A 19,451-nucleotide genomic window follows, 5' to 3' on the forward strand; every position below is an offset into this window, starting at 1 on the left:
ACTGAGTAATAACTTTCAATCTAGGAGCAGCCATGCTAGACACAGCAACATTTGAGCAACGCTTGATAAACCTTGAACAAGTAGTATTCGATCTTCAACATAAATTTGAAAGTAATCCTAACTCTGACAATTGGCTCGATAGTCTCGTAGGCTCAATCTCTGACGACTCAGCTTTTCTTGAATCTCTAGAATATGGACGTGCTTTTCGGCAGTCTGACAAACCTATTGATGACACTGACAAATAATCGTGAAATATTTGCTCGATACCGACCACATCAGTTTTCTTCAGCGCCGTTCCAGTTCAGAGTTTATTCGATTAACTTTGCGGATGTCACAACATTCGCTCTCTGACTTTGCTTTATCAGTTATTAGTTTTCATGAGCAAGTAATTGGCGCTCATAGCTTCATCAATCGCGCCCAAACAAATACAGATATGGCTCGTGGATATGCGCTGTTGTTAGAAACTCTCAACAGTTTTGCAAAGGCTCCAGTTCTACCATTTGATGCTAAGGCGATCGCCATATTTGATGAGATGCGAAATCAGAAAGTTCGTGTGTCTACAATGGACTTGCGAATTGCAGCGATCGCCATTTCTAACAACTTGGTATTACTTACCCGAAATACTGGGGATTTCAGTAAAGTTCCGAGTTTAATAACCGAAGATTGGACGGTGTAGCGTAGAAAGGATTCCCTTCAGAATGTGTCCCGCCGCAAAGACCAATAATTTTTAAGCGATCGCCTAGAAATCACGACTCATAGTAGTAGCGATCGCTAAAACCAACCAATTCTCATCATTATCTCTGGCTCTCCAGAATTTTCTTCGCATTTAAAAGCTCTTGATGTAGCTCTTTACTGAGCGTAGGATACTTGAGATCCAGTTCCTTTAACTGCGTGTAAATGATACCCGCCACAACCAGACGAGTAAACCATTTGCGATCGGCGGGGATAATGTACCAAGGAGCATATTCTGTACTGGTGTGGTTGAACATATCCTCATAGACACTCATATAGTCATCCCAAAAGCCACGCTCTTTTGCATCATTTTCAGAGAACTTCCAATTCTTTTCAGGGCGATTAATCCGTTCTAAAAAACGTTCTTTCTGCTCCTCTTTGGATACATTAAGGAAAAACTTGAGGATGATTGTCCCGTTATTAACCAGATGCTTCTCATAATTGTTGATTTCTTCAAAGCGGCGCTTCCAAATATCATTGTCGATCGCACTAACAGGGAGCGATCGCTGCTCGAGGATTTCTGGATGTACTCTAGTTACTAAAATTTCTTCGTAATAAGAACGATTAAAAATCCCAATTCTTCCTCTTTCGGGTAAAACCTTAGAACATCGCCACAAGTAGTCATGATTTAACTCTTCCGTAGATGGAGCTTTAAAGCTATGCACCTGACATCCTTGAGGATTGATGCCCGACATCACATGTTTAATCGTGCTATCTTTACCAGCCGCATCCATAGCCTGAAAGATGATTAGCACCGCATGGGTACTTTGAGCATAGAGAACATCCTGATATTTTGCTAACGCCTCAATACCTTCCTGTAATTGACCTTTAGCGTTCGACTTTTTGAGGCGATCGGCTTTGTAAGCAGGGTCATAGTCTTTGGCAAGAGAAATTTTTCGTTCTGGTGGCACAATAAACGGACGAATCAAATCGTCAAGTTTTTCGATTGGGAATAAATTATTAGATTGACGATCTGTCATGTTTTTTGCCAAAATTTATAATTCTATTTGTCCTAAACATCATCGCGATCGCGCTTTCTGTATCTTCAGCCGCCTTGTACTAGAGTTCGGCGAGGCTTTTACCTAATTGAGTTTGGAGATCGCTCAGGTGAACGCCCATTAGATTGGGTAGAACAAGATGTGCAGATCCACCAAAGCGTTCAACAGGACCAAGTCCAATCGTCCTCATACCCGCAGCGATCGCGGCTTCAATGCCAACGGCAGCATCTTCCACCACTACACAGTGGGCGGGGGTGAGTCCTAACTGAGCCGCAGCGTACAGGAAGAGGTCAGGAGCGGGTTTGGGGGGTGCAACACTGTCACCATCCGCGATCGCATCCACACGATCGGCAAGCCCCAATTTTTCGATTACAGTGCGTGCATTTTTGCTGGCAGAGCCAATCGCGATTTTGAGGCCCGCCTTCCTGATTTTAGTGAGTAGCTCAACGCTTCCAGGTAGCAGATCTTTTGGTGTAATGGATTGGAGCGATGCCAAATAATAACGGTTTTTGCGCTCCATCATTTCCTGAAGCGCGGATTCTGAATAATGCTTTTTGCCCACAATGAGCAGTAGCGATTCTTTTCGAGAGACACCCCGCAACGCTTCATTTGCATTGCGATCAAAGGGCAGTCCTTCCTCATCCGCCAGCCGCTGCCACGCTCGGTAGTGCCATTCGGCAGTGTCTGTCAGCACCCCATCCAAGTCGAAGATAAAGCCTTTGATTTCAGGTGCGCGAGCGTCAGGCGTTAAATCAAAATTGTGCCAAGTGCCGCGCCAGTGTAGTTTGAATTTGAGGCGAGTCCAGTTGGCGGGGAGGTGAGGCTTTGCGACGGGACCATCGTCCTTAAGTTGAATCCCACCAAAGCCAAACACCACTGATTGCCAAACACCGCCTGCCGAAGCCGCATGAATGCCATCGGCTGTGTTACCAAAAGTATCTTGGAGATCGATTAGGGCTGCCTGCATAAAATATTTATAGGCATTGTCTTCACCTAGGTTAGCGGCAAGGATGGAGTGAACAGAGGCCCCAAGGGATGAACCATAGATGATATCGGTGCGGGGAGCGTAGTAGTTCCAGTTTTTTTGGAGCGAGTCAAAGGAGAACTCTGGCGTATCGCGCATTAGGTAGAGGAGCATCAACACATCAGGCTGCTTGAGTACCTGTGTGTGATTGGTTTCTTCCATGCCTAGAATCGCTTGAATCGATCGCGTTCGCGGTTCATAGTCACTCAAATTGATATCCTTAAGTTGAAAAAATCCATCAAACTGCTCGATCAGTTCTGGATTAGCAGTAGAAGGAATGTATATCTGAGACATCGTTGTGTGCAAACTTGCCAGTCGCTCTGGTGTGAGTTTTAGCTCTTGGGCCAGTGCGATCGCCCGATCGGGAAACTTATGCTGTAGCCATTCATAAACAGCGATCGCCTTTTCCAAATGCCACTGCACCATCCGATTGGTAAACGCATTATTATTCACCTGCTCGTGGTATTCATCGGCTCCGATCGCGTTGCATAATTCATACCGTTTTTGCCGATCGTTCCACTCCACCCGACTGAGCCAGAAAATCGCAGTATCGATTACAACTTCGGCACCACAGTCGCGCATCCAAATATCATCACCCGTTGCTTGCCAGTATTGCCAGACGGCATAAGCGATATCAGCACTGATATGAATTTCGCGATCTCGGCACCAGATTCGCACTGGTTCAGCGTAGGGATCGCTCTGAATCGACCATTTGGGAGTCATCTCATCTCCTGTAGCTGCACTTTCCCAAGCAAACATCGCGCCGTTATATCCACTATGAAAGGCTTTGCGCCTTGCTCCAGCGAGGGTGTCGTGACGGTAGCTCAATAAACTTCGAGCGATCGTGGGCTGAGTCAAAGTAAAGAAGGGCAGAATAAATATTTCTGTATCCCAAAAGATATGTCCTCGATAACCTAATCCCGATAACGTTTTAGCAGCAATGCTATCAGGAATGTTATTTGGAGATGCTGGGTCAGCTACTGGGGCATCTTCAGCACACGCTCCAATAAAAAGTTGAAACATGCTGTAGCGCACCGCCAGTTGAGCCTTAAGATCTCCCTCAATCTCGATATCACTTTGCGCCCAAACTTTATCCCAAGCCTGCTGATGCGCGGCAAGTAGAACCCCATAGGATGGCAGGTCGGCTAACTTGGCTTGAGCCGATTGAACTGGTTGCTTTACCTCCTGAGATGTAAATACCGCTACTAACTTTTCTACGGTGATGGTATCTCCCTGTCTAGCCAGAAAGGTAAATCTAATGGAAGGACGGTCGGGACTATTGATTTGCGATGAAGCCGCAATACCGATCGCTGTCATTTTAGCCGCCATGCTGAGTTCAATCTCAGTACTGCGGGTGCGAACTTGCAGCCAAACTCCATGCTCTGTATCGCCGCGATCGAGATGCTCCCAGTGATCGAAGCCTTGATTGTCGGGATAGTCATTAATACTGGAATTCACTTCGATCTTGCCACTAAAATCAACAGGCGTAACATGGCAAATTGATGCTAGTACCTGCTGATCCGCTAAACTCGCAAAGCGTTCAAACTTTATGTCCACCGTATTTCCAATCGGACTCCGCCAGCGTAGCGATCGCCTCAGAACTCCATGTCGTAAATCCAACTGTCTTTCGTACTGAAGAATTTCGCCGCTATCTAGTCCAAACCGTTCGCCATCGATTGTGACCACCATTGATAGCCAGTCTGGACAATTGGCTAACTCGGTATAGACCAAGGGTATATCATCATACAACCCACTGATTAAGGTAGTTGGCAAGGCCTTAGGATAACCTTCTTCAAAGCTGCCCCGAGTCCCTAAATAACCGTTGCCGATCGTAAAGACGGTTTCTCTGGCACGCAACTGTGCTGGCTCGAAGTGAGGTTCGATCACTGTCCAGTCTGTGTAAATCAAAGCATGAGGGGCAGGCAGATTTATTTCTGCAATTTTATCGAGGTCTAACATATTTTTCCCACAGAATTAAAGATAGAATTAAATCTTCGATGAATCTCATCGTGACTATGTTTATCGGTCATACACTTCCATCGCAGTCTTGTATTCGCCCTGACGCGCTGCCCAATTGCACTTAGCTCGATGCAAAAGAGCCTGTTGAGCCTTTGCTACATTTGCCTCTTTGCCTTGCCAAATATCTAACGCTGGTTGCTGGATGGCGCGACCAAAGGAAAAGGTCAAAGCCCAAGGCGATCGCGATTTGAATCTTAGATTCATGGCATTCAAACGAGCCGAGGCTAGCTCAGAGGATTGTCCGCCTGACAAGAATGCAATTCCCGATACAGCAGCAGGGACGTTTCGCAAAAGACAGTTCACCGTGTCATTGGCTACCTCATCCACCGATGCTTGTGCAGAACAGTTCAATCCCGAAAGTATCATGTTGGGCTTCAGAATTATTCCTTCCAATATCACCCGTTGTGTATAAAGGTGGTTAAAAACTGTATGCAAGACTTCTTCCGTTACTTTGTAGCATCGTTCTATAGTATGCTCGCCATCCATCAGTACTTCAGGCTCAACAATGGGAACTAGTCCAACTTCTTGGCACAAAGCAGCATAGCGAGCCAATGCTTGCGAGTTGGCTTCGATACAATCTCGGCTGGGAAAGCGATCGTCTATAGTAATCACCGCACGCCACTTGGCAAAACGAGCACCCATTTGAAAATATTCCTTGAGGCGATCGCGCAATCCGTCTAGACCTTCGGTAATTTTTTCTCCAGAATGACCTGCCATCTCCTTAGCCCCAATGTCAACTTTAATACCGAGAATAATTCCCGTATCAGTAATGGCTTTAACAAAGGGAGTGCCATCTTTCTTGTGTTGGCGAATCGTTTCATCGTAAAGGATCGCGCCACTAATGTATTCATTGAGACTGGGTGTGGTGATAATCAATTCTCGATAGGCTCGTCGGGATTCCTCAGTCTGGGGAATGCTTAACTTTGCGAATCGTTTGTTACAGGTTGGATTGCTCTCATCCATTGCCAGCAGACCCTTGTTGTCAGCAACAAGTATCTTCGTGGTTTCTATCAGTTTTTGGACATTCATTATTTTCCTCCCAAGACGGCGAGCTGTTTCTCTATTGGTGTTGCATCCAAACTCCACTTCCAGTTGCGGATTTCTGGCAAGTCTTCGCCATGTATGTCGATGTAATGCTTATGCTCGATCAACTTGTCCTGCATCATCTGTTTGAGATAGGCTCCCTTACTACCCAAATGCGGTAGGCGATCGACTACATCTTGCACCAGATGAAAGCGGTCTAAGTCGTTTTGAACCCGCATATCAAAGTCGGCCGTGATCTTGATGTCACGTTGTTCCTTAATCACTGCGACCAGCGCATAGGGAGAGATCAACACCTGCCGCCCTGTAAGCCAGTTTCCTGTGTCAGCGACTAAATAACGAATTGTCCAATACTGATCATCGAAGTAGAATTCTTTGACTTTCCCAATTTCACCATCGAGGCTATTTAAACTATATCCATTAAGTGTTTTGGCTTTATTTAACATCTTTGATTCCTAATCGCTAAGTATTGTAGATTTTTTTAGAATAGAAATTTAGTCGTTAAACAGGCAAGTAATATTCAGTCATTTTTTAGAGTTCTAATTAAATACGATTAGATGAGCCAAACATTTTTCTACTTTTTACGATTATGCTATGAGGATGTTTGAAATCATGTATATGTAATGTGTAGGTTGAATGAGTTGTATCGCAATGTCTTAAAGCTTTACGAACCTATATCCATATTTTCCCTGTTGACCAGTGCGATCGCCCAAAAAACACGGCTCACGGTAGCGATCGCCTACAGCAAACCTATAGAAAATATATCGTTAAAGCGATCGCCTAAAAATCACGACTCATAGTAATAGCGATCGCCTTTAGGAGATAGATTGTTGATGCGATCTCGATAACTTTGCTATGGGGGTGCAGAAACTTTGGGTAAATATAAATTCTCTCAACGAGTTATTTAAGTTTGATTCTATTCATTCAGTTACGTTTTGTAGCGTATTCAATCAATTCATTCACGAAATCAAGCGATCGCCTGTCACACTTAAAGCTTTGGTATGAGTGAAAAATATTAACTTCTCCCCTTTAATCGAACAATGGCGAACTGCTGACAGCTATAAGTTGCAACAAAATAACTGCGAAGGTTTGTTGTTTTTATATGAAAGGGATTTCAAAGGTGGGTCAGATATTGTTTGGAAATTTGATGTTTTGGGAACCTAGAAGGTAAGTCTTAGATATTTAAATCTATTCACACATCATATACTATGAGCCAGAAGTCATCTTCCAACCCGTGGCAAATCCTTAGTAACTCAGCCCTTCTACGCTTTCTGCTGCTGTTTGGCTGTAGTTGGGCTACAGTGTTGCTGATTAATTATTTCTACACTACGATCGCCCTCTTCACCGCGGCCAGTGTCTTTGCGGTGCTACTAAATTATCCTGTGGTCTGGCTATCGCTTTATATGCCCAGAAAATTGGCAATTACAGTCACCTTTATCGGGGCAGTTACTTTATTGCTTGGTTTGGCCATGCTGATTGGTCTGGAAGTGCTGAATCAGGGACAGAGTTTGCTAACCCAGGTTAGAAATACGTTGAACCAGCCAGATCTTTTACCATTTTTGGATTCCCTCAAGCATTTGGATATTATACAAGTAATAGAAACGCTCCAAACGAATTTAGCATCTGGTTTAGGAGTCGTTAAAAGTATCTTTTCTAGCGTCTTGATCGGGGTTTTTTGGGCGGTTATCAGCTTGTATATGCTGATTGACGGTGAAAAGCTGTGGAAATTATCGCTGCGGCTATTGCCAGTCGCCTACCGCGATCGCTTTGCTAAAACCTTTCAGCAAAGTTTTCTCGGATTTTTACGCGGACAACTGCTGTTGATGCTGTTTCTCTCTGGCTCCACCTTGCTAATTTTTCCATTTTTGGGGGTGAACTATGCCCTGTTTTTGGCGATCGTTCTTGGCTTAATCGATTTGATCCCTGGCATTGGGGCCACCTTGGGAATTACGCTAGTTACCCTTTTAGTTTTAGCCTCCCAAGGAGGTGAGATCGCCTTAAGAGTGTTGATTACCTGCATCGTGTTAGGTCAAATCCAAGATAACGTAGTGCAACCGAAAGTAATGGGCAATGTCCTAGAGTTAAATCCTGTGCTGCTATTTCTATCGCTGTTTATTGGCGAACGAATGGCTGGATTATTGGGCGTTTTTCTTGCCATTCCGATCGCTGGTATGATTGCCGCCTGGATGAGATCAGCCAAAGCAGAACCAAATCCAGTTTTGGAAGAAGTTCCAGAGAAAATTGTCGAACAATAGCAAAATCATTACGCCTAAGAATCAAGACTCACAGTAATAGCGATCGCCTATAGAAAATATATCGTTGAAGCGATCGCCTAAAAATTACGACTCACAGTAATAGCGATCGCCTTCAGCAAACCCACAGAAAATATATCTTTGAAGCGATCGCCCAGAAATCCCGACTCACAGCAATAGCGATCGCCTTTAGGAGATAGATTGTTGATGCGATCAGGATTGACTTAACACAAAATCTGGAGTAATTTCCCAAATGACATCTTCTGAACCATTTACATTTAGTATTTGCCAGCTTTCCGCCAAAGACCTAGCACTTATGGAAGAATTATTGGCTGTCTTCGGTGAAGCTTTCGAGGAAGTTGATAGGTATAGCTCGTCTCGTCCAAGCGATGCCTATCTCAGGCGTTTACTAAGTAGCGATTATTTCATCGCACTTGCAGCGTTGAAAAATGGATCGGTAGTTGGAGGTATCGCCGCTTACGAACTCCAGAAGTTTGAGCAAGAACGGAGTGAAATTTATATTTACGATCTAGCTGTTGCGGCAGAGCATCGACGTGAAGGAATTGCCACTGCACTAATCCAAGAATTAAAGAAGATTGCTGTAGCGCGAGGATCCTACGTTATTTTCGTACAGGCAGACATCGAAGATGACCCTGCGATCGCACTTTATACAAAGCTTGGTGTGCGTGAAGACGTGCTTCATTTTGACATTGCTATTGACGATAATAGCGATCGCCTTTAGGAGATAGATTGTTGGTGCGATCGCCTAAAAATCACGACTCACAGTAATAGCGATCGCCTTCAGCAAACCCACAGAAAATATATCGTTAAAGCGATCGCCCAAAAAACACGACTCACAGTAGCGATCGCCTACAACAAACCCATAGAATATATATCGTTGAAGCGATCACCTAAAAATTACGACTCACAGTAATAGCGATCGCCTTCAGCAAACCCACAGAAAATATATCTTTGAAGCGATCGCCTAGAAATCTCGACTCGCGGTAATAGCATATAGGTTGAAACTTGATTTTCAGCCTATATGCCTTATAGTCAGATTAGGCAGAATTTTTCCGTATAATACATAGTTGGGCTGTCAGCTTATGAAACAAATGATATGAACGACGAAAAGCCAGCACAATATCAAGTAAATCAGCATGGCTTGCCTGATAAGTTCCCCACCCACGGGCATGAGTCTGCCTTCTGGGAAAGCCTAGGGCGTGCCGTTGCCACATTCGGATTTCTAGAAGAAGTCTTGGGGAAGGCGATCTTCGCCTTCACAGCAACGCGAGCATACGAAGAGGAGGAGATTGAGCAAGCTTATGCCGAGTGGTTGCCTAAGCTAGAACGTGCTCTCATTGATCCTTTAGGAAATTTGATCGATACCTATGGAAGGGCGGTAAGAGACAATCCGAATGCTGCAAAAGAAAATCTTGATGAGCTTCTAAGCGACCTAAGAAAGGCATCACAAATTCGGAATATTCTTTGTCACGGATCATGGAGACTACCAGATACAGATGGTGCTTCGGTTCCATTTTTCGTAAATCGTCAGAAACTGATTGTTGACACCGCAATGGATCGACAATTCATTGTGCAGGTGCAGAAACATACGGTCAATCTGATATGTGCAGTTATCAACTCTGTTACCCAAATGGGTTGGCAGTTTCCTGGCTCTGCTAGTCCAGGTAGAACGATCTGGGAATCCACCGCCTAACACTTCACGGCATCGGACAGATGATAACTCTTAGTACGGAGTCTAAGTTACCTGCTGCCGATGCATTTTGCCGTTAGACACCAACTTTAACTAGGGTTATTTATGGAAAATGAAGAACTAAAAGAGCGTCTCCAAGAATTTATTAGTTGCTTTGAACTGGTATTTGATATTGATTGGGATTACACAAAGAATTCGATTGTAGATGAATATCTGATTGATATTCATGGAACATTTCTAGATCCTTTCCCTGGTGAACACTATACTGGAGGAAAAGGGGATAACTGGGCTAATAGATCATCTTTTCTTGCTGCCTACCGAGAACTAAAAGCATTTGCTATCAGTGAGGGCTTATATAATCCAGATGAAGCCCCATGAGAAATGTAGATTGGGTTTCGCTCTGATCGCCTAGAACTCACGACTCACAGTAATAGCGATCGCACCCCATGAGTTCATACTAAGCATGAGTAGCTTCCTTTTGGTCATCCCGAATCATCTGCATTAGAATATTTGCAGCTTCTATTGAGTCGTATGGCGAGGAAACTGGATACTCTGATGCAGAAAAGATAACTTGTAACTCAGCATCTGGGACTTGTGCGGCTAGAAGTTTGAAGAGTGATAATTTGTCTAGCTGACTCAGATTGTCCACTAAGGGAAGTAATTCCGCAAGAGACATAGTTTAAACTCCCAAACATATACCTATGATAATGTATTTATCATAAGCGATCAGTGTAGATTGCGATATATTAAACATTAAAGTTTTCAGTAAAATCACTCAATGTCAGACCCTTTGCAACCTCAATTTGCTGAAGTTCTTACCCTCATCAAAACTGCCCAGCAAAAGGTCATCGCCACTGCTAACCAAGAACTCATCAAACTGTACTGGAGCGTCGGTAAGTACATCAGCGATCGCCTATCAACTAGCGAATGGGGACAAAAAGCGATCAAACAACTGGCAACCTTTATCCAAAGTCAAGAACCCAGTCTCAAAGGATTTGAAAAGCACAACCTTTACAGAATGCGCCAATTTTACGAAACCTATCCAAATCCCGAAATTGTGTCGTCACTGCTGACACAATTAAGCTGGACTCAACGTAAAGTATTACGCTCCAATTAAGAACAAATTAACGAAGTATTTAATTTCAGAGCCATTCAGTTACATTTTGTAGAGTATTCAATCAACTCATTCACGAAATCAAGCGATCACCTATCACACTTAAAGCTTAAGCCAAACTCCCCACTCTCTCTTTTGGGACTTTGATGCGATCGGCTATATATTTATGGGATTCGCAACCTTATTTGCAGTTCCGATATTTGAGAAGCAGGGATTTCAAAGATGGGTCAGATATTCTTTCTTGGCTCATAGTCTGGTTACGCCGTTGATAGTATTTGTTTGTTTCTATCCCAACTTTTCGGAGAAGCTACTTCTGATTGGAATGCCTTGGGCAATTACAGCGCCCTTGTCAATGTTGCTACTTGCGATCATGTTCAAGAAGGGTTCTGAAGTAAGTACTCAAACAATTTAAAAATAGAAGATTAATATGAAAAACAACGTATCAGAAAATAAATCACCATTCAAATTCTTTCTGTTAGTTTTATTGCTGTCAATTCCTTTTTGGATACTGGGCGCTGTGACTAGGGATTTGACTGAAATAATTCCTATAAAGCTGCCAATAAGCGCATTAATGACTTTCTGTCCTTTATTAGCAGCAGCAATTCTTGTTTATAAAGAACAGGAGGTTCAGGGTATTAAAGAACTGTTAAAACTATCTTTCGACTTTCAAAAAATCAAAGACAAAAAATGGTACATACCCATTGTTCTTCTCATGCCCACCATAGCGGCACTTTCTTATTTGTACTTGAAGATAACAGGAGCGATACTACCCGAACCTCCAATCCCTTTTCTATCTGTTATCATCTTTTTCTTTGTGTATTTTATTGGTGCGATCGGCGAAGAAGTGGGTTGGAGCGGTTATGTTACTGACCCATTGCAAAACCAGTATGGAGCCTTTAAAGCTAGTATCATCATCGGTTCTATTTGGGCAGTATGGCATATCATTCCCTACAGCCAAGCCCATCAAACGCCAATATGGATATTTTGGCAATGTCTTGGTACAGTCTTTTTGCGAATAATTATGGTTTGGATTTTCAACAATGCTAATAAAAGTGTTTTCGCGCTAATTCTCTTTCATACCACGATTAATATAAGCCCGTATCTATTCCCAAGTAATGGTTCGCATTACGATCCATTTGTCTTTGCTATTTTGTTAGCGATTACCGCGATCGCCATAACTTGGCTATGGGGAACAGAAACTCTTGGTAAATATCGTTTTTTAGTCCAATCAGTGAGAGGTGAGACATGACGAACTCAAAGCGTATAGGAGGGCTACTGGGACCAACCCTGATGGTAATGGTTGCTTCGGAGTTTCCGCTTATTCAACCGCATCTCTACGACGAACAGATCCCACCAGTCGTCTACCTCTCTGGAGTTCTCATGTTTGTCGCGGGTTTAGCGATCGCGCGATCGCATAACCTATGGCAACGTGACTGGACTCTGTTGATTACACTCTGTGGCTGGTTCTTGCTGGCTCTCGGACTGTTCCGAATGTTCGCAGCTAGTATCTATCGACAAGCAACTGGCAACACGAGTTCACTCTTCTTCATGATTGTCGAATGTATCCTATTTGCAATTGGTTCTTTGATAACGTGGAAGGCATATGTCCGTGACGCAAAATCATAAGGAGGCAGTTCAATCCTTTGCGATCGCCTAAAACTCATGACTCACGGTAATAGCGATCGCCTTCAGCAAATCTATAGAAAATATATCGTTGAAGCGGTAATAATCTAAGCGATAACGCTTCACCGTGGGTGAATACGATATAGCTGTATACGCTTCTCGCTTTCTTCTTGAGGGAATGCGTTAGGTTCCGGCTTAGTTTTGATGGTTAGCTATTGCGATCGCTAGTTTGATGTTTTTCAGTGTATCCTTGCCGAGTTTACCGATACTGAGCTGGTTACCGTTTAGCTAAAACCTAAGTTGTAAGTTGTAATTACATTGAGTAATGGCTATTCTCCCGATTTTCAGCGGTAACTCTAGCTGTTGCTATGTTTTAGCCATTTAGTTTATGTGGGTTTCCATTTCCTGTACGAAATTACTGTACATGGGTTACCTACAGGTTTTGTACAGTTTCAAAGGTAATTTGACTTTATTTTTTCATAATAAACTTCATAATAAAAAAGCACTCTATTTCTAGAATGCTTTCTGTATATGGGTTTTGAAAAACAGGCTAGGATGGACTCTAACCATCGACCGATCGCTTAGAAGGCGATTGCTCTATACAACTGAGCTACTAGCCCAAACAATTTCACAATTTATTATAGTACAACAAAAGTTATGGTTTTGGCAATTTTTAACAAAAGCTAAAAAGGAGATCCTCGCTTAGCGAGACTCTCATTTTTAGCTTTTGTTAAAAATTACTTTTTAAACTGCCTAAACAAATTGCTGAGGTGTAATGATGTAAAAGCTCAATTAATAAAATTAATTAAAGTTTAGTAAATACCTATGGATAGTACATTAGCGATCGCATACCTTGGGGCTTTAGTTGTCCTGCTAGCTGGGGTTAGCTGGTTAGTTATCCGCCAGATTTTGAAAGCACGTAGTTTAGAAAATGTAATTTCTGACCTACAGCCTAAGCTACAAAAGGAAAAAGGCACGCCTGAGGACTATTACCAACTTGGTAGTGTTTATTTGCGTAAAAAGCTCTACGCTCAAGCAATTACCTTGTTTAACAAGGCTCTGAAAGAAGGCGGAGAGAATATTCCCGAAGTTTACAATGCATTAGGATTTTCCTATTTCTCTCAAGAGCAGTATGATTTGGCGATTAAAAATTATAAGGAGGCGATCGCCTTACAAGATGGATATGTGACTGCCGTTAATAATCTTGGTCATGCCTATGAGAAGAAAAAGCTGCTACCTCAAGCGATCGAGATGTATGAGCAAGTGTTGAAGCTGGATGAAAAAAATGAAACCGCCAAGCGACGCTTAACTTCTTTAAGAAAACAAGTAGTACCAACTGCATAAAAAAAGGGACGCTTAGCGTCCCTTTTTTTATTGCTTGGATTCGATCAGTCCGCCGCCAAGTAACAAGTCATCGCGATAAAACACCGCCGCTTGACCTGGGGCAATGCTAAATTGTGGTTCATCAAAAACAATTCTTGCCCGATCGCCTTTGAGGGGAATTATGGTCGCAGGAGCTGGCACAGTCCGATAGCGTACTTGCACTTCAGCGTGAAATGGCAGATCTGTGGGGGCAAGTGATACCCAGTTAACTTGATTGATCGTGCATTCTTTGTCGTGGGCTTCCGAGCGATCGCCTAGGACAACTTCATTTTTAACAGGATCGAGAGCAACCACATACAAAGGGGTAGCGGCAGCAACGCCCAAGCCTTTGCGCTGACCGATGGTGTAGTGATAAGTGCCATCATGCTCACCCAAGACATTTCCCTGTGTATCAACAATTTTGCCTTGGACGGGCGTGAGATATTTATCGAGAAATGCTTTCATTGAGCCATTGGCTTCGACTAGGCATAGATCCATGCTTTCAGGCTTTTCAGCGGTGGCTAATCCAAACTCGGCGGCGATTTTGCGGGTTTCGACTTTAGTGGTATTACCCAAGGGGAAAATGCAGCAGCTTAATTCTTCTTGTCCGACTTCGTAGAGAAAATAGGACTGATCCTTAGTATCGTCAACGGCACGGCGCAATTCATAGCGTCCCGATTCAGGATTGAAGTTGAGCTTGGCATAATGTCCCGTCGCAATTTTATTGATCCCCAACTTTTCGCGAGCATAGGTCATCATCGGGGCAAACTTTACGGCTTTGTTGCAACGTGAACAGGGCAGAGGCGTATAACCTGCTGCATAGCCAGTAACGAGATAATTGATAATGCTTTGTTCAAAGACTTCACGACTATCAACAATTTCGTGGTGAATGCCTAATTCTTCGCATAGTCGTGCTGCATCGACCATTCCCTCGGAGCAGCATTGTCCCTTGCCACGCATTAACCACAACGTTAGACCTGTGACATCATATCCTGCGCGATGCAATAGTGCAGCCGCCACAGAGCTATCTACTCCGCCCGACAAGCCGACAACTACCTTCTCTGCTGTCTCAGGCTTAGTATCTAGTTTTCTTTCGATGATTTCTACGTTTGACATTTGCTGCGATCGAACCACTCAAACTAAATTGTATCTTAACTATCGCGGTCGCCGCTCAAAACCCCAAAGATGAATGCAATTCACATTGCGAAACCGAGTATAGAAATCCCAATCGCCTCAAAGATGAATGCTGTGCTTTGCACAGCATTCATCTTTGAGGATTACAGTCGAGAGAATCGATCGCAGTTAGTGAGAAATTGTTCTAACAAATGTGTTTGCGCCCCAAAGTGCAGATGAGTATAGGCGGCATGAACTTGATAACGTTGCCATCCTTCGGCGGGATATTGCAAATGTGAGTCATAGCCTTGTAGAGAATATAAGGGGCGATCGCAGATTTCGGTTAAGGATGAGCGATGAAACTCATGTCCCCAAATCCGATCGCCTTTTTTCATGAGCGGACTATCTTGTAAAGCGATCGCCTGACGATATCCGAGAGTTAGGCGCTTTCCCATTTTTGCTGCCGTCGGGAAAATATTTACCATTGGGAAAGATTGATCCTGAAAATCAACAATGCGATCGCATAAATACATCAAGCCACCACATTCAGCATAGGTGGGAATTCCTGATTTGATCGCATTATGAACGGATTCTCTAGCAGTTTTATTTTCGGTTAATTCATGGGCGAACACTTCAGGAAAGCCCCCGCCAAAATATAAGCCTTGGATATTTTCAGGTAAAGCGCGATCGCTAATTGGACTCCAAGGAATTAATTCTGCACCCATTTCTCGAAACAGATCGAGGTTATCAGCATAGTAAAAACTGAAGGCGCGATCTTGAGCGATCGCAATACGAAGACCCTCACCCCCAGCCCCTCTCCCATGGGGAGAGGGGAGCCATATTTCTTCTCCCCCTCTCCCCATGGGAGAGGGGGCTGGGGGGTGAGGGCTTTCCATTAATGGCAATAACTTCTCCCAATCAAAGCAAGTCTCACCTAAGTACGCCAAGCGATCAATAATTCCATCAAGATCGGACATTTCCGCAGTGGGGACTAATCCTAAATGGCGATCGGGAATTGAGATATCATCTTGGCGGTGCAGAACTCCTAGAATTGGTAAATTCAATGGCTCTAGAGCTTGAGTCAATAATTCTAAATGGCGATCGCTACCAACGCGATTAAGCACAACTCCTGCAATGTGAATACGAGGATCAAAGGTGCGATATCCATGTGCGATCGCTGCAATAGATCGAGAAGTACTAGCACAGTTGAGAATCAAGACCACGGGAACATTTAGCAATCGCGCAACGTGAGCAGTGCTAGCAGTATCATCTTTGCCAGTCGCACCATCGAATAGCCCCATTACCCCTTCAATGAGCGCATATTCAGCATTCTGACTATGTTTCGCAAAACAGGACTTTACATAGGGTTCGGAAGTTAAAACAGGATCGAGATTGCGACAAGGTAGCCCTGTGATGTAGGAATGGAACATGGGATCGATGTAATCGGGTCCCACTTTAAAAGATTGCACTGGAGATTTAGTAGATGGCGATCGCGCTTTCATTGCGGCTAATAGTGCCAAAGTTACTGTGGTTTTGCCTACACCGCTACGTTCACCCGCGATAATAATTGCCATTATTTATAGATAGTGCTCTTTAATTCTGATTATGAAATAAACTGTCGCTAGAATTTATCTTCTCCACCAAATGTAAATCGTGCCATTTTCCATTTGATAAGCCCGATCGCTCACAGTCTCAAATCTTTCACTCGGATCGTAAAGTCCAAGTTTTTTATAAACTTTGCCACCGCGATCGTCTCTATAAGTAAATGGCACTCCATCATAGTTTTTGAAAGATTGACGCACTCCATCTTTCCATACTATCTCAGCATCGAAAACTTCAACATCAGAAGAGACAGTGCAGGGCATCGCGGCTTGAGGAGTGACGGAGCCATTTACGAAGTACATACAAAATGCATTGCGAGTCTGAATACTCGCATGGCTTGGTGATATAACTCCTAATGATGCGATCGCGGAAATTACTCCAATTATAGTGGCTTGAATTTTCATGATTTAATTTCTTGATTTATTTATGAACAATACACAGCAAAAAGACAATGCTAAATCATAAAATGTTCCCATTAGACAGGTAAGGCGACGAAAAGCGCCGCCGTACCTGTCTAGGGTTAACCATTTTTGTTAAGGGATAAATGGGATAAATTGCCGCAAAAATTTACGCAGTTTCAATAGACCAATAACTTCGCGTACTTTTGGAGAAACAAAATCTTCGGGCGGAATACTGTCTAGCGATCGCAGCTTTTCCATGAGTTCTGTATATTCAGCAGCAGTGAGTTGTTTGCCATCGATGGGCGATCGCGCATCAGTATAGATTTCCGCGCGTAAAACTTCCTCAGGTATATCTTCCTGAGAAGATGACATTGACGGAGTTTCCGCAAAACTAATCATCGGCACGATCGCCAATGTGGAGATCTGTAAACTGAAGAAAGAAGCGATCGCCAAATTACGATTTTTCACTTTGGGTAAAGCTTTGCGCTGCAAAGCCTTGCAACTTTTAGCGCCCCAATCTATTTGGTACATCTTCACAGCCTCCAGGAATAGTTTTACGAGATTTTTTGCCAGACCATGCACAGAGATATTGGCGCGTTTCTTCAGATAGATCGATCGCCTTGCTAAAGTCAGCATCTTCGACCACTGCGCCCGTATATTCCCCTGTCTCGAAATTGGGTGGATTTTGGCGATCGCGCGGCGAAGCAGTTTCTAGCTTGCCATAAAACAGCTTCACCCGACTAAGATCTGTGCCGCGCAAATTTGCCTTAGCCAAGATTGCGCCCACAAGGTTTGCTCCTGTGAGATCGCAATTAACAAAATTTGTCTTAATCAAGTTCGCGCCACTCAAATCCGCATTGCGCAGATCCGTATTGCAAACATCCCGATTTGCTAACATCATTCCCAAATTAACCACCCGTACTCCATTGGCAAGATCGACCACATATCCACCTGTTCCATCAAGAATCGGGCGACCTAACAACCCATCACGTTTCAGTGGTGTTAAAAGATTGGCGCTAGATAGAAATCGAATAATTTTGGCGCGTCCATCACCATCACATCCACCTAGCAATGCTGCGGTTCTGGCTTGGGCGATCGCTCTTTCTAACGGCCAGTCTTCCAATTGTCCTTGTGGATCAAGTACTAAGTCAGAAATCCCTTGAAAATATGAATCAATAGTTTGCTGTTGGGTAATGACATTTTGCTGTCCCGTCAAGCTTTCTGAGATCTGATTTTGTCGCCAAGCCACCCACACCGCTAAAATCGCTATTAAAATCTGTCCTACTGCGCCTAAAGCTTCCCACTTGATGGTGTCAAACCATCGCGCAAAGGCAAGATCAAGCTCAGTGACATGGGCGGTCATGAATACAGCAACACCACCTAAAATGCTAGACAGAGTAACATCCCAATGCTTACCAAGGGGAGACTCAGCGATCGCAGTTAGAAATGGAGGTACGAGTATTGGCAGAATGATTGCGAAGATCACGCCGAGACTGATATAAACCAGTTCATCGTGGTCTAGATACATCGCCGCAAGTGCCACGAAGGATGCGATCGTGGCTACGACTAAGAAAAGTACTTTAATTCGAGAATTTGGTAGAGCCAATCTAGTTAATTCTGTTGGATTTGCTAAAAATCACGATAAAGGCTGTATTCGCCTCGATAATCTTAACAATATTCTTGCAATTTGGGTTAATTGGCTTAATGCATGACAGTTTGTTAGCATCTGTAGCAGCGATCGCCACGCCAATTAGCCAAATCAATGTTTTTTGCGAAGCAATATTGATTAGTTATAATCATCTCAATGGTCAATTTTTAGGAGGCGATCGCACATGGTTTTAGCAACTACTAAGCGATATACCGCATCAGAATATCTAACCTTAGAAGAAAAAGCAGAATTTAAGAGTGAATTTATTAACGGAGAAATTATCCCGATGGCAGGCGCTTCCGCAAATCACAATATTCTGACAGGAAAGTTTCACGCTCTGCTTTTGTTAGCTTTGGAAGATCTAGAATATTCAGTCTTCATGAGTGATATGCGGCTGTGGTTACCCGAATATAAGCGTTATACCTATCCTGATGTGATGGTGGTGGCGGGTGAGCCAGTTTTTGTTGATCAAAAACAGATGGAAGTTACTAATCCATGCTTGATTGTAGAAATTCTATCTAGTTCTACCCAAGCAAATGATCATGATAGTAAATTTCGCCAATATCGCTCTATTCCTAGTTTTCAAGAATATATTTTGGTTTATCAAAATGGCTATGAAGTTGATCACTATGTCAAGGAGTCGGAGGATAGATGGGTATTGACAACCTATAAGGAAGAAAAGGCTGTGATTAAACTTGCCTCAATGCAGCTAGAAATCAGTTTGAAAGATTTATATAAGCGTGTGAAATTTGATTGATCGGCACGGATTTAAGCGATCGGTATTTTCGAGAATTGGAAATGGCTGTTTGGA

General features: G+C 43.4%; 23 protein-coding genes, 1 tRNA gene and 2 pseudogenes. 14 read left to right on the forward strand and 12 right to left on the reverse strand.

The window, feature by feature from the left end; translation table 11 throughout:
• The first annotated feature begins 32 nt into the window (after nt 1-32).
• Entirely contained in the window at nt 33-245 is a 213-nt protein-coding gene (locus tag APA_RS01770) for a transferase hexapeptide repeat containing protein (protein WP_201320611.1), read from the forward strand.
• Between the two features lie 2 nt (nt 246-247).
• Nucleotides 248-676 (forward strand): type II toxin-antitoxin system VapC family toxin, encoded by a 429-nt coding sequence (locus tag APA_RS01775; protein ID WP_201320612.1) that lies wholly within the window; start codon nt 248-250, stop codon nt 674-676.
• A 118-nt stretch (nt 677-794) separates the two neighbouring features.
• On the opposite strand, the gene APA_RS01780 is transcribed toward APA_RS01775, so the two are convergent.
• The 5 genes and pseudogenes from APA_RS01780 to APA_RS25645 all read right to left on the reverse strand — a co-directional run.
• The gene (locus tag APA_RS01780; RefSeq protein WP_201320613.1) at nt 795-1,712 is read right to left on the reverse strand and encodes a polyphosphate kinase 2 family protein; all 918 of its coding nucleotides are present in this window, start codon (nt 1,710-1,712) and stop codon (nt 795-797) included.
• 79 nt (nt 1,713-1,791) lie between these two features.
• Nucleotides 1,792-4,713 (reverse strand): beta-phosphoglucomutase, encoded by a 2,922-nt coding sequence (gene pgmB, locus APA_RS01785; protein ID WP_201320614.1) that lies wholly within the window; start codon nt 4,711-4,713, stop codon nt 1,792-1,794.
• Nucleotides 4,714-4,773: 60 nt separating this feature from the next.
• Nucleotides 4,774-5,802 (reverse strand): class I fructose-bisphosphate aldolase, encoded by a 1,029-nt coding sequence (locus APA_RS01790; protein WP_201320615.1) that lies wholly within the window; start codon nt 5,800-5,802, stop codon nt 4,774-4,776.
• A pseudogene (locus tag APA_RS25640) lies at nt 5,802-6,053 on the reverse strand (hypothetical protein); the annotation flags it as partial. The gene APA_RS01790 and the pseudogene APA_RS25640, both read right to left, overlap by 1 nt.
• Before the next feature lie 6 nt (nt 6,054-6,059).
• Nucleotides 6,060-6,260 (reverse strand): annotated as a pseudogene (locus APA_RS25645) (PRC-barrel domain-containing protein); the annotation flags it as partial.
• Nucleotides 6,261-6,437: 177 nt separating this feature from the next.
• Between APA_RS25645 and APA_RS01800 the strand changes: the two are divergent.
• The 5 genes from APA_RS01800 (at nt 6,438) to APA_RS01820 (ending at nt 10,155) form a co-directional block, all read left to right on the forward strand.
• On the forward strand, nt 6,438-6,614 hold the full coding sequence (locus APA_RS01800; protein WP_201320617.1) for a hypothetical protein: 177 nt from the start codon (nt 6,438-6,440) through the stop codon (nt 6,612-6,614).
• A 408-nt stretch (nt 6,615-7,022) separates the two neighbouring features.
• Entirely contained in the window at nt 7,023-8,069 is a 1,047-nt protein-coding gene (locus tag APA_RS01805; RefSeq protein ID WP_201320618.1) for an AI-2E family transporter, read from the forward strand.
• Nucleotides 8,070-8,319: 250 nt separating this feature from the next.
• Entirely contained in the window at nt 8,320-8,808 is a 489-nt protein-coding gene (locus APA_RS01810; protein WP_201320619.1) for an AAC(3)-I family aminoglycoside N-acetyltransferase, read from the forward strand.
• A 375-nt stretch (nt 8,809-9,183) separates the two neighbouring features.
• Nucleotides 9,184-9,780, forward strand: a complete 597-nt coding sequence (locus APA_RS01815; RefSeq protein ID WP_201320620.1) for a hypothetical protein — start codon at nt 9,184-9,186, stop codon at nt 9,778-9,780.
• A 102-nt stretch (nt 9,781-9,882) separates the two neighbouring features.
• Entirely contained in the window at nt 9,883-10,155 is a 273-nt protein-coding gene (locus APA_RS01820) for a hypothetical protein (RefSeq protein ID WP_201320621.1), read from the forward strand.
• A 79-nt stretch (nt 10,156-10,234) separates the two neighbouring features.
• Here APA_RS01820 and APA_RS01825 read toward each other — a convergent pair whose 3' ends face one another.
• A complete protein-coding gene (locus tag APA_RS01825; protein ID WP_201320622.1) occupies nt 10,235-10,453 on the reverse strand; it encodes a hypothetical protein in 219 nt (72 codons plus the stop codon).
• Between the two features lie 102 nt (nt 10,454-10,555).
• On the opposite strand from APA_RS01825, the gene APA_RS01830 reads away from it, so the two are divergent.
• The 4 genes from APA_RS01830 (at nt 10,556) to APA_RS01845 (ending at nt 12,517) form a co-directional block, all read left to right on the forward strand.
• A complete protein-coding gene (locus APA_RS01830; protein WP_201320623.1) occupies nt 10,556-10,894 on the forward strand; it encodes a DUF1016 N-terminal domain-containing protein in 339 nt (112 codons plus the stop codon).
• A gap of 163 nt (nt 10,895-11,057) precedes the next feature.
• On the forward strand, nt 11,058-11,303 hold the full coding sequence (locus tag APA_RS01835; RefSeq protein WP_201320624.1) for a hypothetical protein: 246 nt from the start codon (nt 11,058-11,060) through the stop codon (nt 11,301-11,303).
• Nucleotides 11,304-11,318: 15 nt separating this feature from the next.
• A complete protein-coding gene (locus APA_RS01840) occupies nt 11,319-12,140 on the forward strand; it encodes a CPBP family intramembrane glutamic endopeptidase (RefSeq protein ID WP_201320625.1) in 822 nt (273 codons plus the stop codon).
• The gene (locus tag APA_RS01845) at nt 12,137-12,517 is read left to right on the forward strand and encodes a hypothetical protein (protein ID WP_201320626.1); all 381 of its coding nucleotides are present in this window, start codon (nt 12,137-12,139) and stop codon (nt 12,515-12,517) included. Before APA_RS01840 ends, APA_RS01845 begins: the two co-directional genes overlap by 4 nt.
• Before the next feature lie 543 nt (nt 12,518-13,060).
• Here the strand turns inward: APA_RS01845 and APA_RS01850 are convergent.
• Nucleotides 13,061-13,134 (reverse strand) — tRNA-Arg (locus APA_RS01850).
• Between the two features lie 205 nt (nt 13,135-13,339).
• Here APA_RS01850 and APA_RS01855 point away from each other — a divergent pair.
• The gene (locus APA_RS01855; protein ID WP_201320627.1) at nt 13,340-13,858 is read left to right on the forward strand and encodes a tetratricopeptide repeat protein; all 519 of its coding nucleotides are present in this window, start codon (nt 13,340-13,342) and stop codon (nt 13,856-13,858) included.
• Nucleotides 13,859-13,885: 27 nt separating this feature from the next.
• Here APA_RS01855 and mnmA read toward each other — a convergent pair whose 3' ends face one another.
• The 5 genes from mnmA to APA_RS01880 all read right to left on the reverse strand — a co-directional run bounded on the left by mnmA (nt 13,886) and on the right by APA_RS01880 (nt 18,598).
• The gene (mnmA, locus tag APA_RS01860; protein WP_201320628.1) at nt 13,886-14,992 is read right to left on the reverse strand and encodes a tRNA 2-thiouridine(34) synthase MnmA; all 1,107 of its coding nucleotides are present in this window, start codon (nt 14,990-14,992) and stop codon (nt 13,886-13,888) included.
• A gap of 161 nt (nt 14,993-15,153) precedes the next feature.
• The gene (locus tag APA_RS01865) at nt 15,154-16,563 is read right to left on the reverse strand and encodes a cobyrinate a,c-diamide synthase (protein WP_201320629.1); all 1,410 of its coding nucleotides are present in this window, start codon (nt 16,561-16,563) and stop codon (nt 15,154-15,156) included.
• A 54-nt stretch (nt 16,564-16,617) separates the two neighbouring features.
• Nucleotides 16,618-16,995 carry a hypothetical protein gene (locus APA_RS01870; RefSeq protein ID WP_201320630.1) on the reverse strand — a complete coding sequence of 126 codons (378 nt, stop codon included), beginning with the start codon at nt 16,993-16,995 and terminating at the stop codon, nt 16,618-16,620.
• A 129-nt stretch (nt 16,996-17,124) separates the two neighbouring features.
• Nucleotides 17,125-17,523, reverse strand: a complete 399-nt coding sequence (locus APA_RS01875) for a hypothetical protein (protein ID WP_201320631.1) — start codon at nt 17,521-17,523, stop codon at nt 17,125-17,127.
• Nucleotides 17,498-18,598: a pentapeptide repeat-containing protein gene (locus tag APA_RS01880; protein ID WP_201320632.1), complete on the reverse strand. Its 1,101-nt coding sequence runs from the start codon at nt 18,596-18,598 to the stop codon at nt 17,498-17,500. The genes APA_RS01875 and APA_RS01880 overlap by 26 nt, the downstream gene beginning before the upstream one ends.
• A gap of 74 nt (nt 18,599-18,672) precedes the next feature.
• Between APA_RS01880 and APA_RS01885 the strand changes: the two genes are divergently transcribed.
• Nucleotides 18,673-18,834 (forward strand): hypothetical protein, encoded by a 162-nt coding sequence (locus APA_RS01885; protein WP_201320633.1) that lies wholly within the window; start codon nt 18,673-18,675, stop codon nt 18,832-18,834.
• Nucleotides 18,825-19,397 carry a Uma2 family endonuclease gene (locus APA_RS01890; RefSeq protein ID WP_201320634.1) on the forward strand — a complete coding sequence of 191 codons (573 nt, stop codon included), beginning with the start codon at nt 18,825-18,827 and terminating at the stop codon, nt 19,395-19,397. The genes APA_RS01885 and APA_RS01890 overlap by 10 nt, the downstream gene beginning before the upstream one ends.
• Nucleotides 19,398-19,451: the final 54 nt, after the last annotated feature.

The organism is Pseudanabaena sp. lw0831 (assembly GCF_016584665.1).
Lineage (GTDB): Bacteria > Cyanobacteriota > Cyanobacteriia > Pseudanabaenales > Pseudanabaenaceae > Pseudanabaena.

What these genes read in the sequence shown, in the direction of transcription:
- APA_RS01840 (WP_201320625.1), top strand. Translation starts at nt 11,319, where the DNA reads ATGAAAAACAACGTATCAGAAAATAAATCACCATTCAAATTCTTTCTG.
- APA_RS01790 (WP_201320615.1), bottom strand. Translation starts at nt 5,802, where the DNA reads ATGAATGTCCAAAAACTGATAGAAACCACGAAGATACTTGTTGCTGAC.
- APA_RS01865 (WP_201320629.1), bottom strand. Translation starts at nt 16,563, where the DNA reads ATGGCAATTATTATCGCGGGTGAACGTAGCGGTGTAGGCAAAACCACA.
- APA_RS01890 (WP_201320634.1), top strand. Translation starts at nt 18,825, where the DNA reads ATGGTTTTAGCAACTACTAAGCGATATACCGCATCAGAATATCTAACC.
- APA_RS01835 (WP_201320624.1), top strand. Translation starts at nt 11,058, where the DNA reads ATGGGATTCGCAACCTTATTTGCAGTTCCGATATTTGAGAAGCAGGGA.
- APA_RS01805 (WP_201320618.1), top strand. Translation starts at nt 7,023, where the DNA reads ATGAGCCAGAAGTCATCTTCCAACCCGTGGCAAATCCTTAGTAACTCA.
- APA_RS01800 (WP_201320617.1), top strand. Translation starts at nt 6,438, where the DNA reads ATGTGTAGGTTGAATGAGTTGTATCGCAATGTCTTAAAGCTTTACGAA.
- mnmA (WP_201320628.1), bottom strand. Translation starts at nt 14,992, where the DNA reads ATGTCAAACGTAGAAATCATCGAAAGAAAACTAGATACTAAGCCTGAG.
- APA_RS01780 (WP_201320613.1), bottom strand. Translation starts at nt 1,712, where the DNA reads ATGACAGATCGTCAATCTAATAATTTATTCCCAATCGAAAAACTTGAC.
- pgmB (WP_201320614.1), bottom strand. Translation starts at nt 4,713, where the DNA reads ATGTTAGACCTCGATAAAATTGCAGAAATAAATCTGCCTGCCCCTCAT.
- APA_RS01810 (WP_201320619.1), top strand. Translation starts at nt 8,320, where the DNA reads ATGACATCTTCTGAACCATTTACATTTAGTATTTGCCAGCTTTCCGCC.
- APA_RS01770 (WP_201320611.1), top strand. Translation starts at nt 33, where the DNA reads ATGCTAGACACAGCAACATTTGAGCAACGCTTGATAAACCTTGAACAA.
- APA_RS01820 (WP_201320621.1), top strand. Translation starts at nt 9,883, where the DNA reads ATGGAAAATGAAGAACTAAAAGAGCGTCTCCAAGAATTTATTAGTTGC.
- APA_RS01875 (WP_201320631.1), bottom strand. Translation starts at nt 17,523, where the DNA reads ATGTACCAAATAGATTGGGGCGCTAAAAGTTGCAAGGCTTTGCAGCGC.
- APA_RS01825 (WP_201320622.1), bottom strand. Translation starts at nt 10,453, where the DNA reads ATGTCTCTTGCGGAATTACTTCCCTTAGTGGACAATCTGAGTCAGCTA.
- APA_RS01815 (WP_201320620.1), top strand. Translation starts at nt 9,184, where the DNA reads ATGAACGACGAAAAGCCAGCACAATATCAAGTAAATCAGCATGGCTTG.
- APA_RS01845 (WP_201320626.1), top strand. Translation starts at nt 12,137, where the DNA reads ATGACGAACTCAAAGCGTATAGGAGGGCTACTGGGACCAACCCTGATG.
- APA_RS01830 (WP_201320623.1), top strand. Translation starts at nt 10,556, where the DNA reads ATGTCAGACCCTTTGCAACCTCAATTTGCTGAAGTTCTTACCCTCATC.
- APA_RS01870 (WP_201320630.1), bottom strand. Translation starts at nt 16,995, where the DNA reads ATGAAAATTCAAGCCACTATAATTGGAGTAATTTCCGCGATCGCATCA.
- APA_RS01855 (WP_201320627.1), top strand. Translation starts at nt 13,340, where the DNA reads ATGGATAGTACATTAGCGATCGCATACCTTGGGGCTTTAGTTGTCCTG.